The organism is Micromonospora echinospora (assembly GCF_900091495.1).
GTDB lineage: Bacteria > Actinomycetota > Actinomycetes > Mycobacteriales > Micromonosporaceae > Micromonospora > Micromonospora echinospora.
On the sequence record NZ_LT607413.1, the window covers coordinates 1,632,433 to 1,649,353 of the forward strand.

At 72.6% G+C, this 16,921-nt stretch carries 14 protein-coding genes; 4 read left to right on the forward strand and 10 right to left on the reverse strand.

The window, feature by feature from the left end:
- Nucleotides 1-5: 5 nt before the first annotated feature.
- From GA0070618_RS07295 to GA0070618_RS07335, 9 genes are all read right to left on the reverse strand, one after another.
- Nucleotides 6-2,378, reverse strand: coding sequence for a glycoside hydrolase family 65 protein (locus GA0070618_RS07295; RefSeq protein ID WP_088980964.1), 2,373 nt, complete (start codon nt 2,376-2,378; stop codon nt 6-8).
- Nucleotides 2,375-3,127 (reverse strand): beta-phosphoglucomutase family hydrolase, encoded by a 753-nt coding sequence (locus tag GA0070618_RS07300; protein ID WP_088980965.1) that lies wholly within the window; start codon nt 3,125-3,127, stop codon nt 2,375-2,377. Before GA0070618_RS07300 ends, GA0070618_RS07295 begins: the two co-directional genes overlap by 4 nt.
- A 64-nt stretch (nt 3,128-3,191) precedes the next feature.
- Complete coding sequence (locus tag GA0070618_RS07305) at nt 3,192-3,656, reverse strand: DUF4442 domain-containing protein (RefSeq protein WP_088980966.1); 465 nt, start codon at nt 3,654-3,656, stop codon at nt 3,192-3,194.
- A 72-nt stretch (nt 3,657-3,728) separates the two neighbouring features.
- Nucleotides 3,729-5,042, reverse strand: coding sequence for an ABC transporter ATP-binding protein (locus tag GA0070618_RS07310; RefSeq protein ID WP_088980967.1), 1,314 nt, complete (start codon nt 5,040-5,042; stop codon nt 3,729-3,731).
- Between the two features lie 142 nt (nt 5,043-5,184).
- Nucleotides 5,185-7,407: a bifunctional glycosyltransferase/CDP-glycerol:glycerophosphate glycerophosphotransferase gene (locus GA0070618_RS07315; protein ID WP_088980968.1), complete on the reverse strand. Its 2,223-nt coding sequence runs from the start codon at nt 7,405-7,407 to the stop codon at nt 5,185-5,187.
- Nucleotides 7,408-7,444: 37 nt separating this feature from the next.
- Complete coding sequence (locus tag GA0070618_RS07320) at nt 7,445-9,442, reverse strand: DUF5941 domain-containing protein (RefSeq protein WP_088980969.1); 1,998 nt, start codon at nt 9,440-9,442, stop codon at nt 7,445-7,447.
- Nucleotides 9,439-10,113 carry an ABC transporter ATP-binding protein gene (locus tag GA0070618_RS07325; RefSeq protein ID WP_414467599.1) on the reverse strand — a complete coding sequence of 225 codons (675 nt, stop codon included), beginning with the start codon at nt 10,111-10,113 and terminating at the stop codon, nt 9,439-9,441. Before GA0070618_RS07325 ends, GA0070618_RS07320 begins: the two co-directional genes overlap by 4 nt.
- Nucleotides 10,114-10,208: 95 nt before the next feature.
- Entirely contained in the window at nt 10,209-11,036 is an 828-nt protein-coding gene (locus GA0070618_RS07330) for an ABC transporter permease (RefSeq protein WP_088980970.1), read from the reverse strand.
- Between the two features lie 77 nt (nt 11,037-11,113).
- Nucleotides 11,114-12,484, reverse strand: coding sequence for an L-serine ammonia-lyase (locus GA0070618_RS07335; protein ID WP_088985350.1), 1,371 nt, complete (start codon nt 12,482-12,484; stop codon nt 11,114-11,116).
- Between the two features lie 265 nt (nt 12,485-12,749).
- Here GA0070618_RS07335 and GA0070618_RS07340 point away from each other — a divergent pair, with 265 nt between their 5' ends.
- A complete protein-coding gene (locus GA0070618_RS07340) occupies nt 12,750-12,953 on the forward strand; it encodes a PspC domain-containing protein (protein ID WP_088980971.1) in 204 nt (67 codons plus the stop codon).
- 96 nt (nt 12,954-13,049) lie between these two features.
- Here GA0070618_RS07340 and GA0070618_RS07345 read toward each other — a convergent pair whose 3' ends face one another.
- Nucleotides 13,050-13,823 carry a DUF4230 domain-containing protein gene (locus GA0070618_RS07345; RefSeq protein WP_088980972.1) on the reverse strand — a complete coding sequence of 258 codons (774 nt, stop codon included), beginning with the start codon at nt 13,821-13,823 and terminating at the stop codon, nt 13,050-13,052.
- 414 nt (nt 13,824-14,237) lie between these two features.
- Between GA0070618_RS07345 and argS the strand changes: the two genes are divergently transcribed.
- The 3 genes from argS (at nt 14,238) to GA0070618_RS07360 (ending at nt 16,876) form a co-directional block, all read left to right on the forward strand.
- Nucleotides 14,238-15,962 (forward strand): arginine--tRNA ligase, encoded by a 1,725-nt coding sequence (gene argS / locus GA0070618_RS07350; RefSeq protein ID WP_414467600.1) that lies wholly within the window; start codon nt 14,238-14,240, stop codon nt 15,960-15,962.
- 64 nt (nt 15,963-16,026) lie between these two features.
- Nucleotides 16,027-16,359: an ArsR/SmtB family transcription factor gene (locus tag GA0070618_RS07355; protein ID WP_088980974.1), complete on the forward strand. Its 333-nt coding sequence runs from the start codon at nt 16,027-16,029 to the stop codon at nt 16,357-16,359.
- 16 nt (nt 16,360-16,375) lie between these two features.
- Nucleotides 16,376-16,876 carry an SRPBCC family protein gene (locus GA0070618_RS07360; RefSeq protein ID WP_088980975.1) on the forward strand — a complete coding sequence of 167 codons (501 nt, stop codon included), beginning with the start codon at nt 16,376-16,378 and terminating at the stop codon, nt 16,874-16,876.
- Nucleotides 16,877-16,921 lie beyond the last annotated feature (45 nt).

The following is a 16,921-nucleotide window of genomic DNA, read 5'->3' on the forward strand; positions in this document are numbered from 1 at the left end:
TGGGGTTACTCGCGGATCTTGTCGGCCTGGCGTAGGGGGGCGCGGCCGGGGGGCTGGGCCGGGGGTGGGCCGGGCGGACGGGGCGGCGGCACCGGCATGGTGACCGGCTGGTCGCAGGTGACCCGGACCGACTCACCGTAGTGCCGCAGCTCCAGCACCGCGTCCGGCCCGCCGTGCCGCAACGAGTACGTCGTCTGGTTCGCCCGGATGTCCACCCGCAACCGGAGCTGCCGCCACTGGAGCGAGAACTCCAGGCGACTGAGCCGGCTGGAGAGCCGGGGGCAGAACGACAGCTCCTCGTCGTGGTCCCGGAGCCCGCCGAACCCGGCCACCAGCGCGATCCACGCCCCGGCCAGTGAGGCCATGTGCACGCCGTCGCGGGTGTTCTCGTTGAGGTCGTGCAGGTCCATCAGCGCGGCCTCGCGCAGGTAGCTGTGCGCCAGTTCGGGATGGCCCACCTCGGCGGCGAGCACCGCCTGGGTGCAGGCGGACAGGGAGGAGTCCCGGACGGTCCGCCGCTCGTAGTAGAGGAAGTTGCGCAGCTTCTCCTCGATCGTGAACGCGTCGCCCCGCCAGTGCATCGCCAGCACCAGGTCCGCCTGCTTGACCACCTGCTTGCGGTACAGGTCGAAGTACGGGTAGTGCAGCAGCAGCGGGTACTTGTCCGACGGCGTGTGCTCGAAGTCCCACTCCTCCTGCCGGGTGAACCCCTCGACCTGCTCGTGCACCTCGACCTCGTCGTCGTACGGGATGTGCATCGCGTGCGCGGCGTCCCGCCAGGTCGCCGCCTCCTCCTCGGTGACCCCGTGCCGGAGCGCCTGGTCGCGGTAGCGCATCGCCACGTCGGCGGCGGTGAGCAGGTTCCGCTGCGCCATCAGGTTGGTGTAGACGTTGTCGTCCTTGACCGCGGTGTACTCGTCCGGTCCGGTGACGCCGTCGATGTGGAACCGACCGTGCCGGTCGTGGTGCCCGAGCGAGCGCCACAGCCGGGCCGTCTCGACCAGCAGCTCCAGCCCGATCGACTGTTCCACCTCGGTGTCCCCGGTGGCCAGGACGTAGCGGCGCAGCGCGTCGGCGACGTCGGCGGCGATGTGGAAGGCGGCCGTCCCCGCCGGCCAGTACGCCGACGACTCCGGCCCCTCGATGGTGCGCCAGGGGAACGCCGCGCCGTCCAGGTTCAACGTCCGGGCCCGTTCCCGGGCCTGGGTGAGGGTGGCGTACCGCCAGTGCAGGGCGTCCCGGACGGCGCTCGGCTGGGTGTAGGTGAGCACCGGCAGCACGAACATCTCGGTGTCCCAGAACGCGTGCCCGTCGTACCCCGGGCCGGTCAGCCCCTTGGCCGAGATCGGTCGCCGTTCGGCGCGGGCCCCGGACTGCAGCACGTGGAACAGCCCGAACCGGACCGCCTGCTGCACCTCGGGGTCGCCCTCGACCCGCACGTCGGCGGCCTCCCAGAACTCGTCCAGGTACTCCCGCTGTTCCCGGCGCAGCCCGTCCCAGCCGTCCAGCTTCGCCGCCGCGAGGGCCGCGCCGACCTGGTCGCGCAACGCCGGCAGGGAACGCTGGCTGGACCAGCTGTACGTGAGCAACTTCTCCACGTTCAGCTTCTCCCCCGGCTCCAGCACACAGCCGACGGTGGTGCGCACCCAGTCGTCGTACCCCTCGGTGCTGACCGTCACGTCGGCCGGCGCGTGCACCTCGTGGTCCATCGCGGCGGCCACCCGCAGGCCGCTCACCTTGGTCCGGTGGATCAGCAGTCCGCCGTTGTGGCGGGTGAGCTGCTCCTCGGCGAGCAGCGGTGACTCCAGCACCGCCGCCACCCGGGGATCCTTGCTCTGCGCGGGCAACGCCTCGTTGGCCACCAGTTCGGACTGGACGATCAGGCGCAGCGGCCCGTCGACCGCCTCGACCTCGTAGTTGATCGCGGCGGCCGAGCGCTGGCGGAACGAGACCAGCCGGGTGCTGCGCAGCTTGACCTCCCGCCCGGCCGGGGAACGCCAGTGCACGTACCGGTGCAGGGTGCCGGCGCGCAGGTCGAGGATCCGCTCGTGGTCGAGGAGTTCGCCGTACCGGACGTCGAACGGCTCGTCGTCGACGAGTAGCCGGATCAGCTTGCCGTTGGTGACGTTGACGATGGTCTGCCCGGACTCGGGGAAGCCGAACCCGGCCTCGGCGTACGGCAGCGGGCGGAGCTCGTAGAAGGAGTTCAGGTAGGTGCCGGGGAGGCCGTGCGGTTCGCCCTCGTCGAGGTTGCCGCGCAGCCCGATGTGCCCGTTGGAGAGCGCGAAGATCGACTCGGACTGGGCCAGCACGTCGAGGTCGAGCAGCACCTCCCGCACGTGCCACGGGTCGACCGGATAGGCCCGTTCCCGGATCACCCGCGGATCTCCGCGTCGAGCAGGTCACCGAGGTCGCGCACCACGATGTCGGCGCCCTGGGCGCGCAGCTCGTCGGCCTGTCCGACCCGGTCGACGCCGATCACGTAGCCGAAACCGCCCGCCCGGCCGGCGGCCACCCCGGCCAGCGCGTCCTCGAAGACCACTGCCTGGGCCGGTACGACGCCGAGCTGCCGCGCCGCGGCCAGGAAGGTGTCCGCGTGCGGTTTGCCGCGCAGTCCCTCGGCCCGGGCGACCAGCCCGTCCACCCGGACCTCCAGCAGGTGTTCCAGGCCGGCGGCGGCGACCACCTCACGGCAGTTGGCGCTGGCCGAGACGACCGCCCGGCGCAGCCCGGCGGCGGCCACCGCCTCCAGGTACGCCACCGAGCCGGGGTAGACGTCGACGCCGCCGGTGCGCAGCCGCTCCAGCAGGACGATGTTCTTGCGGTTGCCGAGCCCGTGCACGGTCTCCGCCCCGGGCGGGTCGTCCGGGGCCCCCTCGGGCAGCGCGATGCCCCGGGAGGAGAGGAAGGTGCGGACCCCGTCGGCCCGGGGCCGGCCGTCCACGTACCGGTTGTAGTCGTCCCCGGGGTCGAAGGGGCGGTACGGCTCACCGGTGGCGGTGGCCCGGACGCGCAGGAACGAGTCGAAGGTCTCGGTCCACGCGGCGTTGTGCACCCGGGCGGTCTGGGTCAGCACGCCGTCCAGATCGAAGAGGCAGGCGGTCACGTGATCGGGTAGGCCCAGCACCCCCTGAATCTAACCAGTGGAAACAGCCCACAAACCTCATTCGGCGCCCACCCGTCGACAGGGCTCAGTTGGGTCGCAGGGTCCAGACGACGGTCATCGTGGTGGTGGGGGTGCCGTCGGCGGTGGTGATCTCGACCGGCACCGGGAACTCCGGCCGGCGGCCGGCGTCCAGCTCGGCGACCACCTCGGTGGCCGGCCGGCCGAGTCGGGCGGTCGCGGTGACCGGCCCCATCGCCAGCCGGCGGTAGCCGATCTCGGCCCGCACGGCCAGCGGCGTCGCCCGGTCGAGCAGGTGGCCGAAGGCGGCGAGCACCACCGCGCCGGAGGCGCTCTCGCCGAGGGTGAACATCGCCCCGGCGTGTGGGCCGCCGACGTGGTTGTGGGTCGCCGTGGTGTCGGGCAGCCGCAGCACGGCCCGGAGGCCGCCGTCGTCCTCGGACACGACCTCGACGACCTCCAGGTCGAGGGTACGGACGAACGGCACCGCCGCCAGCAGACCGGCAGCCACCTGACGCGAGTCAATCGACATACCCAGAGAGGCTACTGACCGGTAACTTTCCGGGCAAGGGGCAGCCGGGAGCCGCCCGTCACCGGCGTCCGCTCAGCGCCAGCCCACGTCGATCCGGTCGCCCCGGTCGTCGAAGAAGTGCACGGCGTCCATCCGGACCGAGACCGCCAGCTGCTGACCGGCGGTCACCGCCGGGTACGGGGCCAGCCGGACGGACAGCTCCGCCGGACGGCGGTGGTGCCGGCCCGGCTCGCCGAGCACGCTGGCCCGGTTGTCGCGGACCACCGGCTGCTCCGGTGCCGGCTCCGCCGACCGGCCGGTGAGCCGCTGCACCATCTGCCCGAGCCCCCGGCGCAGGCCGCGCGAGCCGGAGTCGGTGTCGTCCACGTCGACCCGGCGACCCATCTCGTCCACCACCACCGCCGTCGCACCGACGTCGAGGAAGGCCAGCGACTCGTGCCCGTGGTGCTCCAGGAAGCGGATCCGCCCCTGGAGGACGTCGCCCGGGGCGTCCGGCGCGACCGGGGTGAGCGCCTCGGCGCGCATCCCGACCACGATCCGCTCCCCGTGGTAGTGCGCCACCGCCCGGCTGCGGATGTCGTCCCAGGGCAGGTAGAGCGACTGCTCGCCGAGGTTCAGCGCCACGTACCGGTCGAGGTGGACGTAGACCGACGCCTCCAGCAGGTTCATCCGGGGGCTGCCGAGGAAGGCGGCGACGTAGAGGGTGGCCGGACGGCCGTACACCTGGGTGGGGGTGCCGACGTCCTGGAGCACGCCCCGGCGCATGATCGCGACCCGGTCGGCCATGGTCAGCGCCTCGGCCTGGTCGTGGGTGACGTAGATCGTGGTGACGCCGAGTTCCCGGGTCAGCCCGGAGATCTCCGCCCGCAGCTCGGCCCGCAGGCCGCTGTCCAGGTTGGACAGCGGCTCGTCCATCAGGAAGAGACGGGGCCGGCGGACGATCGCGCGGCCCATCGCGACCCGCTGCCGCTGCCCGCCGGAGAGCTGGCTCGGCCGGCGGCCCAGGACGTCCCCGATGCCCAGCGCGCTGGCCACGCTCGCCACGCGCTCCTCCCGGGGGGTCAACTCCATCCCGGTCAGCTTGAGCGGGAAGGCGATGTTGTCCTCCACCGTCATGTGCGGGTAGAGCGCGAAGTCCTGGAACACCATGGCGACCCCCCGGTCGCGCGGGGTCAGGTCGTTGGCGTACTCGCCGTCGATCATCACCGCGCCGCTGGTCGGATCCTCCAGGCCGGCGACCATGCGCAACACCGTCGACTTCCCGCAGCCCGACGGCCCGAGCAGCACCATGAACTCGCCGTCGTTCACATCGAGGCTGACGTTGTCCACCGCGAGCGTCCCGTTCGGGAACACCTTGGAGACATCTTTCAACGCGACGGTGGCCACCCGTCACCTCCCGCTGGTCGTCGCGGACACCGCATTGACTGTGACCAGCATCAAGGGATCGGGACATCGGGTAAACGTGTGATGTTCGCCTCGTGTCAGGCCTATTACGCCGATCGGCCCTGCTGCTGCCCCACTTTCCGCGTCATCCCACGTCACCCGGGCCGTCGCCGGCCGGCTCGTTGAGGAAGACCCGGCGGACCACCCGTTCGGCGGCCCGCCCGTCGTCCCAGACGCAGAACCGGGCCCGGAACCGCTGCCGTTCCCCGGTGGCCGCCGGCGAGTCGACCGCCCCGGAGCGGAACACGTCGACCAGGCCGGGGAAGGTGGTCGCCACCGCGCCCGGCGGTTCCTCGGTCACGTCGAAGTAGACGCCCCGCGCCAGCCGGTACGCCGCCAGGTCCGGCGCGTACACCACGATCGGCCGGTCCAGCACGGCGAAGTCGAACATCGCCGAGGAGTAGTCGGTGACCAGCACGTCGGCGGCGAGGTAGAGGTCCTCCACCGGCTCGTACGCGCTGACGTCGGTCACCCGGTCGCCGGACGGCCAGCCGGACCCGTCCGGCTCGCGGTCGTGGAAGTAGTGGCTGCGCACCAGCAGCCGCCCGCCGGGGCCGAGCGCGTCGAGCAGTTGGTGGGAATCGAACGGGGGACGGTAGCCGGGCAGGTGCTCCCGGTGGGTGGGCGCGTAGAGCACCACCCGCTCCCCGGGCCCGGCACCGAGCCCGGCCCGGAGGTCGGCGACCTCGTCGGCGGTGGCGTTCACCAGCCGGTCGTTGCGCGGATAGCCCACCTCCAGGGTGGTGTACGACGCCGGGTACGCCCGCTCCCACATCTGGGTGGAGAAGCTGTTCGAGGAGATGCTGAAGTCCCACCGGTCGACCCGGCGCAGCAGCGCGGCGAAGTCCATCCCGGACGCGCCGAGCGGGTACCGCCGCTGGTCCAGCCCCATCACCTTGACCGGGGTGCCGTGGTGCGTCTGCACGTGCAGGGTGCCGGGGCGTTTGCGCAGGTGGTCGGGGAAGTTGACGTTGTTGACCAGCCACCGCGCCCGGGCCAGCGCCCGGAAGTAGGCGGCGGTGCCCGCCACCACGTACTCCAGACCGGGCGGCATCGAGTCGACCCGGTCCCGCCGGACGATCCACAACCCGCGTACGTGCGGGGCCAGCCGGCGGGCGGCGGCGTGGATCGCGGCCGGGTTGCAGGCGTACCCCCGGTACCAGTACGCGGCGTAGACGGCGAGCGTCGGGTCCACCGGCCGGCGCAACTCCGCCCGGTAGCCGGCGAGCAGCGCGGCGTCCCGGGTCAGCCGCGCCGCGCCGCGCAGCACCGGGGCACCCCGCCGCCGGGCCGCCCGCACGGTCCGCCGGGCCGTCCCACCCGCCTGGTGGACGCCGCGCAGCGCGCTGAAGGTACGCCACCGTCCGGCCGCCACCAGCCGGTGCTTGAGCCCCTCGACCCCGTCCGGCGCCCGGTACCCGCCCGGTGGCCGCCAGCGGGCGTGCTCGGCGACGACCCGGTCGAAGAACGCCGCCCGCAGCTCCGGGGCGATCCGCTCGCCGTTGCCGAGCACCGTCAGGTAGTGCCAGACCATCCGCTCGAACAGCACCGGGCGCAACTCCTGCGCGCCGGCGGCGGCCGGATGGTCGGCCAGGAACCGGAACACCCGCTCCCACTGGGCGAAGACGTCGAAGTGCCGGTCCCCCGGGGTACGGGTGATCGCCCCGGCCCGCCGCTGCCGGTAGTTCACGCAGACCCGGTCGAGCAGCCCGATCCGCCCGGCGGCCAGCAGCACGGGATAGCTGAACGAGACGTCCTCGTACCAGCCGGGCGCGAAACGCAGCCCGAGGGAGACCAGGAACTCCCGGCGGACCAGCTTGTTCCAGGCGGTGTGCAGCAGGGCGACCGTCTCGGGGCGGTCCCGCAGCCGGAACGTCTCCGGGCCGACCGGTTCCGGGTGGACGTCGCGCAGCGCGCTGCGGGTGACGCTGTCGTCCCAGTGCACCCGGACGTGGTCGACCAGGAGCACGTCCGGTCGGGTGGCGCGGAGCCGCTCGGCGACCACCGGCAGGCACCCGGGGGTGAGCCAGTCGTCGCCGTCGACGAACCAGACGTACTCGCCGGTGGCCCGGTCCAGCCCGACGTTGCGGGCCGGACCGAGCCCGACGTTCCCGGTCAGCCGGACCAGCCGGACCCGGGGGTCCCGGCCGGCGTAGCCGGTGAGGATCTCCGGGCTGGCGTCCGGGGAGCAGTCGTCGACGGCGATCACCTCGACGTCGTCGAACGCCTGCCCGAGCAGGGAGTCGAGGCACTCGCGCAGGTAGCCCTGGACCCGGTGGACCGGTACGACGAAGCTGATCAGCGCCATCCCGGGCCCCCCGGTCAGTCCACCGCGCGGTGCCCCCTCACCGCGCCGGGGCGGTACGCGCGGCGCGGGCCGGGACGGTCACCCAGGCGGCGACCACACTCATCACGAACACCACGAAAAGGTACGCACCGAGTGTAGCCATCCCCACCCACGCGAATCCGGCAATCAGCGCCACGACCAGCAGGATCGAACGCCCCTCCCAGCCCAGCGTGAGGTCGTGCAGCGGCGGAGCAGGTTGCCGCTTCTCCAACCGGGCCACCAGGTCGTAGTGGAGCAGGGTCAGCACGAAGACGTACCCGAAGACCAGCGGCAGCGGCACGTCGCCGGCCACCCCGACGGCGATCGCGAAGACGTACTCGGCGGCCCGCAGCGCGGCCGGCACCAGCCAGTCCAGCGGGCCCTCGGCCCGGCCGCGCGCGGCGAGGCCGGCGGCGAGCAGCACCAGCAGCGCCACCGGGGCAGCCCAGCGGGCGGTGTCGGCATCGGCCAGCGCCATCCCGAGCAGGCCCGCCGCGGCCAGCGCGGCGAGCACCGCGAGGGGGAGCTGCGCCGGGATCCGCCCGCCGAACCGGCGCAGCAGCGGACCGTCGTCGCGGTGCAGACCGGCGTCGACGGTGCCGAGCGCCGGCACCCGCATGAACCGGGCCCGCAGGGTGCGCAGCGCCCCGGTGTACGCGAACGCCAGCCCACCCCAGACCAGGACGGCGACCAGGGCTACCCGGGTGTCGAAGAGCGCGGCGGCCAGCGCGATCAGCGCCCAGCGTTCCCCGATCGGGAAGACCACGGTCCGCTTCAGCCAGTACGACAGCGAGCCGGTGTCGTTCTGCACCCGGTTCGACGCGGCGTTCAGCTTGTCGCCGATGCCCCCACCGGTGCTGGCGGCCTTCGGCCGGCGGGCCGCCGCGTCGTGCAGCACCCCGTACCAGGCGTCGATGTGGTGTCGCACGGTCTGGAGGGTCATCGCGGCGAGCGCCAGGACCCAGCCGTCGCCCAACCCGGCGTGCGTCATCCCGAAGCCGAGCCCGGCGTAGACGACGTACTCCTTGGCCCGGTCGGCCATGGTGTCCAGCCAGCCGCCCCAGGGGCTGAAGTTGCGGGTGTACCGGGCGAGCTGCCCGTCCACGCAGTCGAGCATGAACCCGAGGTAGAGCAGCACGCCGCCGGCCACCAGCGCGGGCCGTCCGCCCACCCCGAACAGCACCGCCGCGACCACGGCGAAGAGCACCGAGATCATGGTGACCCCGGTCGGCGTCAGCCGGAGCCGTGCGCAGAGCTTCGTCACGTACGGCGACCAGGTGCTGACGAAGTACGTGGTGAAGAAGTCGTCCCGCTCCTTGACCGACAGCCGCAGCTCGGCCGCGTCCTCGTCCACCCCGGCCAGCTCGGCGCGGGCGGCGGCCAGCCCCGCCGGGTCGACGACCCGGTGCGCGACGAGCAGGCGCACCCGGTGCGCGAAGGTCAGCGCCCCGGTGGCCGTGAACGCGGCGAAGAGCCGGTCCAGGTCGGTGCCGACCGGCGTGGCATCGGACGCGACCGGGGCGGGGACGGCGGCGCCCGGAGCACCGGCCACGTCGGCGGGCGGGCCGACCGTACCGGCGGGGACGGTCGTGGTGGCGGCCGTCCGGGCGGCGGCGACCAGCGCGGGCAGGTCGGCCGGAACGACCCGGAGCGCGCCGCCGAAGCTGCCGGTGGCGTCGGGCAGCGTACCGGTGGAGCCGGCGGACACCACCTGGCCGCGTTCCTCGTGGACCACCGCGTGCCGGTCGGCCGGCGGGTCGGCCAGCACCAGCGCGGCCGTGCCCGGGACCGGGCTGGTGGCGAGGTGCTTCAGCACGGTGGTGTGGGCCACCAGGTCCGCTCCGGAGACCAGCACCGGCCCGGTCGCGTGCTCGGCCAGCGCGGCCAGCTCGCCCAGGTCGGCGGCGACCCGGACCTCGGTCGCCCCGGCGGCCCGCCACTGCGCGACGAGGTGGGGAACGGTGTCGTCGGGAAGCGCCGCCGGCCCCCCGGCGGCGAGCACGATCGCGAGCGTCACCGCGCGACCGACCGGTGGTACGCGGCGAGCGCCTCGTCCAGCGACCCGTCGACGGCCAACCGGCCACCGTCAAGGTAGAGACCCCGACGGCAGAACCGGGTCAGGTCCTTCTCGTTGTGTGACACCAGCACCAAGGTGCGCCCCTCCGCGAGCAGTCGGTCGATCGTGGCGTAGCACTTCGCACGGAACTCCGCGTCCCCGACGGCCGTCACCTCGTCCATCAGCAGCACGGGGTGCGGCAGCCGGCTGACGATCGCGAAGCCGAGCCGGATCTTCATCCCGGAGGAGTAGTGCCGTACCGGAGTGTCGACGGCCCGCTCGACCTGCTCGCCAGCGAAGGAGATGATGTCATCGAAGTGCCGCCGGAGGTAATCCGGAGAGAGTCCGTGCAGGCCACCGACCAGGTGCAGGTTCTCCCGCCCGGTCAGGTCGTTCGCGAAGCCGGCGGAGAGTTCCAGCAGCGGGGCGACCGCACCACGCACCCGGATCCGTCCCTCGTCGGGGATCAGCACCCCGGCGATCAGCCGCAGCAGGGTGCTCTTGCCGCTGCCGTTGCGGCCCAGCACACCGACCCGTTCCCCGGGGGCGATGGTGAACGACACCTCCCGCAGCGGCCAGAACCGACCGCCGTCCGGGTCCCGGCCGCCCCGGTGGACGACCAGCTCGCGCAGGCGCAACCGCCGCCGCCGGTTACGGACGAACCGGATGCCCAGCCCGTCCGCCTCGATCATCGCGGTCACTCCGCGCCGCTTCCCGGTAGCACGCCTCACAACTCCTTGAGCACGGCCGGTTCGAGGCGCCGGAACGCCAGCCGACCGACGACGAGCACGAGCAGGCTGCCGGTGACCGAGGTGACCAGCAACCGGGTGTCCGGGAACTCGTCCGGATACCAGGCCGCGTGGTGTAGCTGCACGATGCCGACCAGCGGGTTCAGCTCGTAGACCGCCTTGCACCACCCGGGGGCCGGGGAGTCCCGGACCAGGCTCAGCGGATAGATGATCGGCGTGGCGTAGAAGAGCACCCGGAGGACCAGTCGCATCACCCGCTCCACGTCGCGCACCAGCACGTTCAGGGCGGAGAGCAGCAGCGCCACCCCGACCAGCAGGGCCGCCTGCACCAGCAGGGCCAACGGGAGGGCGAGCAGCTCCACGCCCGGGTCGATCCGGCCGCGCAGGGCGTAGACCGCGGCGATGCCGACCAGGATCGGCAGGCCGGCGACGTACTCGGCGAACCGGCCGGCGACCCGGCCGACCGGGAAGATCTCCCGGGGCACGTTCAGCACGGTGACCAGCCGGGCCTGACCGGTCAGCGCGTTGGCCGCTTCGGTGATCGCCGAGGCGGCCCACTGCCAGGCGAAGATCCCGGCGACCAGGAAGAGCGGGTACGTCCCGGCCGCCTCGCCCAGGTGCCGGCCGGTGTCCCGGGCGTACAGGACCCCGAAGACGAAGTAGTAGACCGCGCCCAGACCGAGCGGCTCGATCAGCGACCAGAGGTACCCGAGCACGGAGCGCTGGTACTTCACCGCCAGGTCACGGCGGACCAGGATGCGCAGCGCGTTGCGGTGCGACCACAGGGTCGCGGCACCGGTCGCCACCGTCGCCTCCCGCCCCGGCCCGCGCTCCGGCGACCGGCTCGCCGGGAGCCGTCACACGGGTGGCCCGGCCCCTGGCCTCAGCACTCGATCACGTTGACCGCGAGCCCCCCGCGTGCCGTCTCCTTGTACTTGACCTTCATGTCGGCGCCGGTCTCCCGCATCGTCTTGATCACCTTGTCCAGGGAGACCGCGTGCACCCCGTCGCCCCGCAGCGCGAGCCGGGCCGCCGTGATCGCCTTGATGCTAGCCACCGCGTTCCGCTCGATGCAGGGGATCTGCACCAGACCCCCGACCGGGTCACAGGTCAGGCCGAGGTTGTGCTCCATGCCGATCTCGGCGGCGTTCTCCACCTGGGCCGGGGTGCCGCCGAGCGCCTCGGCCAGCCCGGCCGCCGCCATCGAACAGGCCGAACCGACCTCGCCCTGGCAGCCGACCTCGGCGCCGGAGATCGAGGCGTTCTCCTTGAAGAGCACCCCGATCGCCCCGGCCGCCAGGAGGAACCGGACCACGCCCTCGTCGTCGGCGCCCGGCACGAAGCGGGCGTAGTAGTGCAGCACCGCCGGGATGATCCCGGCCGCCCCGTTGGTCGGGGCGGTGACCACCCGCCCGCCGGCCGCGTTCTCCTCGTTGACCGCCAGGGCGAACAGCGTCACCCAGTCCATCACCCGCAGCGGGTCCGCGCTCCCCGCGTCCGCCTCCAGTCCCCGGCGCAGCTCCGCCGCGCGCCGCCGGACCTTCAACCCGCCGGGGAGTACGCCGTCGCGCGCGCAGCCCCGGTCGACGCACTCCCGCATCACCCGCCAGATCTCCAGCAGACCGGCGCGGACCTCCGCCTCGCTGCGCCAGGACAGCTCGTTGGCGAGCATCACCTCGCTGATCGACAGCCCGGTGGCGGTGGTGACCTCCAGCAACTCCACGCCCGTGGCGAACGGGTACCGGACCGGAGTGGTGTCCGGCCGGATCCGGTCCGCGCCGGCCGCCGCCTCGTCCACCACGAACCCGCCGCCGACCGAGTAGTACGTACGGGTGCGCAGCTCGGCCCCGTCGGCGTCGTACCCGGTGAAGGTCATCCCGTTGGGGTGGTACGGCAGCGACCGCCGACGGTGCAGGACCAGGTCCCGGTCCGGGTCGAAGTCGATCTCGTGTACGTCGAGCAGGCTCAGCCGCCGCTCGGCGCGGACCCGGTCCACCAGGGGGCCGACGCCGTCCGTGTCGACGGTCTCCGGAGCCTCACCGGCCAGGCCGAGCAGTACGGCGCGGTCGCTGCCGTGCCCGTGTCCGGTCGCGCCGAGCGACCCGAACAGCTCGGCGCGCACCCGGGCGGTGCCGGCGAGCAGCCCGTCGGCCTTCAGCCCCTCCACGAAGGTGCGCGCGGCGCGCATCGGCCCGACCGTGTGCGAACTCGACGGCCCGATGCCGACACTGAAGAGATCGAAGACGCTGATCATGATCCCCACCTCTCCCCTCGGCCCCGGCGACGTCGGTGGGGCCGCCGGCGAGCGTACCCGCCCTGGTCACGGTTTCCCCGATGGGTCGCCACCACACCCGCGCCGATCGCCGTCGTCGGGGAGGGGTCACCCGGCTCCGGCGCGGGTAAGCACCTACGGGTACGCCGGTTGCCGATCCACCTGCGGGCCGAGGGCGCGGTGGCGCGCCCCGCCTACCGTGGATTGCAGAGGCGGCCAAAGCGCCGCAGAGTGGGAGTAGACGACGATGAGTCGCAAACTGGTCCGGCCCCGTCAGGGGCGAATGCTCGCCGGTGTCTGCGCCGGCCTGGCCCAGCGGTTCGGCAGGTCTCCCGGGTTTGTCCGACTGCTGTTCCTGCTGTCCCTGCTGCTGCCCGGCACCCAGGTCATCGTCTACCTGGTGCTCTGGCTCCTGATGCCCAACGAGGACCGGTACGCCGTCCAGTACTGACCCGCGCCGCCACGTTCGACGTGGCGCGACCCGACGACCAAGACGCCCGCCCCGGCTTCCCGGGGCGGGCGTCGCCACGTTGCGGCGGTCGCAGGGTCAGGGTGCGGCGTAGGTGACGGTGACCGTCTGGTAGCCGAGTGAGCGGAGCAGTCCCTCCAGCATCTTGCGGGTGTTCGCCTCGGCGCGGGCCGCGAGTTCGCTGTCCCGGGCGGCGGCGGTGATCCGCTCCTCGGCCAGCCGGTAGACCTCCCGCTGTCGGTTCGGGTCGTCGGCGAAGACGTCGCCGAGCCGGTTGAGCAGCCCCCGCTTCTCGGCGAAGACGTAGCTCTTCTCGATGTCGAGGTTGGTGTCGCTCATCTGCGGCGCGGGGAGAGTGATCTCGACGGACTTCCCGTCGGCGGACTCCACCACCGCCCCTTCGGCGATCTTCGAGAAGTCGACGTACGCCTCGACCCGGCCCGCCCCGACGAAGAGGGTGCGCTCGTTGAGCAGGAAGTCCGGCACGTACTTCCGGTCGGTCTCCAGGTCGACGACGACCTGGAAGTTGCCCTCGGCGGCCACGTAGCGGCTGAGGTCCCGGATCGACTTCAGCAACGGCGGCTGGCTGCGGTCGGTGGTCTCCTGGGCGAACGGGTTACGCCAGCTCGGCCAGAGGCCGGTCACCTGGGTGCCGAGCAGGATCACCATGACCAGCGCGGCGGCCCCGAGCACCAGGAGCAGCCCACGGGCCGGGCCACGGCGACCGGCGTCGGCCGGCTCGTCGGGCTCGACGGCCGGCCGGTCAGCCGGTGCCGGATCGGTCGACCCGCTGTCGGTCGGGTATTCCGGGAACTCGCGCGTGGGCTGGTTGACATCGCCGTTGCGGGACATCGCCCTCACCGTCCTCGGTCGTGACATTGCTGTCTGGGAATGACGGTACGTCCCCGGTACGACACGCGCCCGTCGAGCGGGATTCACCTTGACGGCGGTGGCGGTCGCGCGGCTGGCAGACGGCCGGAGGAATAAGTCCGCGCCGAGGCGGCGGCGACACGTACAATGCTCGACGGTCGGGTCGCGTGGATCGCGGCCCGTAGCGCCCGAGGCGGTGGACATGGACCTGGTGATCAGCACCGTCCTCCGCGCGCGCCTGCGACGACGATAGTCGGCGCTCAACCCACCTGCGCACTCCTGCCGCCTGGGCCGTGCCCGTGGCGCGTCGACGCGTCGCCTCCTCGATCCGGAGCTGCCTGCTCCCTCCGGATCATCGCTCTCCATTCACCCGAACTTCCGGGAGTACCCGTGACCGTGCCCTCGTTGGCCTCGTCCCTGTCCGACTCCGTGACCGTCGCCGCAGCATCCCTCGGGCTTCCGGATCTGGCACCCCAGGTACGCCGATCCGAGTACGCGGACTTCCAGGCCGACGGAACCCTCGCGGCGGCCCGGGCCCTGCGGCGCCAGCCACGGGAACTCGCAGCGGAGCTGGTCGCGGCGCTGCCAGCGGGTGGTCCGGTGGCCTCGGCGCGCGTCGCCGGTCCCGGTTTCGTCAATCTCCACCTCACCGACGCCGCGCTACTGGCGCAGGCCGCCGCCCGCCTCGACGATCCGCGCCTGGGAGTCGGCATGCCCGAGGCGGGCGTCACCACCGTGATCGACTACTCACAGCCGAACATCGCCAAGGAGATGCACGTCGGGCATCTGCGGTCCACCATCATCGGGGACGCCCTGGTGAGGATCCTCGAACACCTCGGCGGGAAGGTGGTGCGGCGAAACCACATCGGTGACTGGGGCACCCAGTTCGGCATGCTGATCCAGCACAGGTTCGAGCAGCCCGGCCCGTCGGCAGCGGACGACAGCGCCACCCTGCGCCAGCTGGCCACCCTCTACCGGCGGGCGCGGACAGCGTTCGACACCGACCCGGCGTTCGCCGAGCGGGCCCGGCAGCGGGTGGTGGCCCTGCAGAGCGGCGACCCGGCCACCCTGGCCGCTTGGCGGGACATCGTCGCGGAGTCCACCCGGTACTTCACCGAGATCTACCGGCAACTCGACGTACGCCTATCCGACGCCGACGCGGTCGGCGAGAGCGCCTACAACCGCGAGCTGCCCCAGGTCGCCGAGGAACTGGAACGCGCCGGGGTGGCGGTGGTCAGCGACGGAGCACTCTGCGTCTTCTTCGACGACATTCACGGTCCCGACGGCAGGCCCACCCCGCTGATCGTCCGCAAGAGCGACGGCGGCTTCGGTTACGCGGCGACCGACCTGGCCGCGCTCCGGCAGCGGGTGGCCCAACTCCGGGCCGACCGGCTGCTGTACGTGGTCGACGCTCGGCAGGCGTTGCACTTCCGGATGGTCTTCGACACCGCGCGGCGGGCCGGTTGGCTGCCGTCGGCCGTGTCCGCCGTGCACGTGGCCTTCGGCACCGTCCTCGGCCCCGACGGACGGCCCTTCAAGACCCGGGCCGGCGACACGGTCCGGCTGGCCGACCTGCTGACCGAGGCGGTCGACCGGGCCCGGGGGGTGGTCGCCGCCAAGAACCCGGACCTCACCGGCGCGGCCCTCGACGAACGGGCGCGGCAGGTCGGCATCGGGGCGGTCAAGTACGCCGATCTGGCCACCGGCCGGGCTCGCGCCTACGCCTACGACCCGGACCGGATGCTGGCGTTGACCGGCAACACCGGCGTGTACCTGCAGTACGCCCACGCCCGGATCCGTTCCATCCTGGCTCGCGCGGACAGTGGTGACGCGGTCGTCGACACCGACGCGGTCCTGGAGCCGGCAGAGCGGGCACTCGTCCTCGATCTCGACGGCTTCGCGGACACCCTCACGGAGGTGCTGGCAGGTCACGAGCCCCACCGGCTCTGCGGCTACCTGTACCGGCTCGCGCAGACCTTCACCGCCTTCTACGAGCAGTGCCCGGTGCTGCGCGCCGATGTCCGACAGCGGGGCAACCGACTCGCCCTGTGCCGGCTCACCGGCGACACCCTGCGCACCGGCCTGCATCTGCTTGGCATCGAGGCGCCGGAGCAGCTGTAGGCAGGAGCAGCTGTAGGGAGGCGGTGCTTGCGCCCACCGCCCGGGGCCACTAACGTACAACCACATGGTTGTAGATGAGTTGGACCAGGCGGAGGTCGACCGCGTCTTCCATGCCCTGGCCGACGCCACCCGCCGCGACATCCTCGCCCGGGTGATCCGCGGTGGGCAGTCCGTGACGGCGCTCGCGCGGCACTACACCATGAGCTTCGCGGCGGTGCAGAAACACGTGGCCGTCCTCGAACGGGCGTCTCTCGTCACGAAGCAACGCAAGGGCAGGGAGCAGATCGTGCACGGTGACCTGGCGGCGTTGCGCCGCGTGAGCCAGCTTCTCGACGCGTACGAGGAGCTGTGGCGCCACCGCGTGCACCGCATGGACCAGATCCTGGACGAGGAATGAAGAGGTAGGTCGACAGATGCCTGTCATCAGTTCGCAGAAGGACCCCGAGGCGAGGACCCTCACCATCGTCGCCGAGTTCGACGCCCGCGTGGATCGGGTGTGGCAGCTCTGGGCCGACCCGCGCCAGTTGGAGCGCTGGTGGGGCCCGCCGGAGTGGCCCGCCACCTTCGACCGGCACGACTTCGTGGTGGGTGGCGCCTCCCGCTACCACATGACCGGCCCCGAGGGCGAGAAGTCGCGTGGCTGGTGGACGATCACCGCCATCGACGCCCCGCACCGGCTCGAGTTCGACGACGGCTTCGCCGGCGAGGACGGCGAACCGGTCGATCCCGAGGACCGCTCACACGGGGTGGTGACGCTGGAGCAGGTCGGCGACCGCACCCGCATGACCACGGTCTCCATCTTCCGCAGCGTCGAGCAGCTGGAGGAACTGGTCGCCATGGGCATGGAGGAGGGCTCCCGCGCGGCCATGGGGCAGATCGACGCGCTGCTCGCCGGGGACCGCGCGGCCGGCTAGACCGCCTGCGGGAGTCGTCCCGGCGGTAACGCCGGGCGAAGGAAC

Excerpts from the sequence above, each read along its gene's own strand:
- GA0070618_RS07305 (WP_088980966.1), bottom strand. The coding sequence starts at position 3,656 with ATGTCGATTGACTCGCGTCAGGTGGCTGCCGGTCTGCTGGCGGCGGTG.
- GA0070618_RS07315 (WP_088980968.1), bottom strand. The coding sequence starts at position 7,407 with ATGGCGCTGATCAGCTTCGTCGTACCGGTCCACCGGGTCCAGGGCTAC.
- GA0070618_RS07335 (WP_088985350.1), bottom strand. The coding sequence starts at position 12,484 with ATGATCAGCGTCTTCGATCTCTTCAGTGTCGGCATCGGGCCGTCGAGT.
- GA0070618_RS07340 (WP_088980971.1), top strand. The coding sequence starts at position 12,750 with ATGAGTCGCAAACTGGTCCGGCCCCGTCAGGGGCGAATGCTCGCCGGT.
- GA0070618_RS07345 (WP_088980972.1), bottom strand. The coding sequence starts at position 13,823 with ATGTCCCGCAACGGCGATGTCAACCAGCCCACGCGCGAGTTCCCGGAA.
- GA0070618_RS07355 (WP_088980974.1), top strand. The coding sequence starts at position 16,027 with ATGGTTGTAGATGAGTTGGACCAGGCGGAGGTCGACCGCGTCTTCCAT.
- GA0070618_RS07360 (WP_088980975.1), top strand. The coding sequence starts at position 16,376 with ATGCCTGTCATCAGTTCGCAGAAGGACCCCGAGGCGAGGACCCTCACC.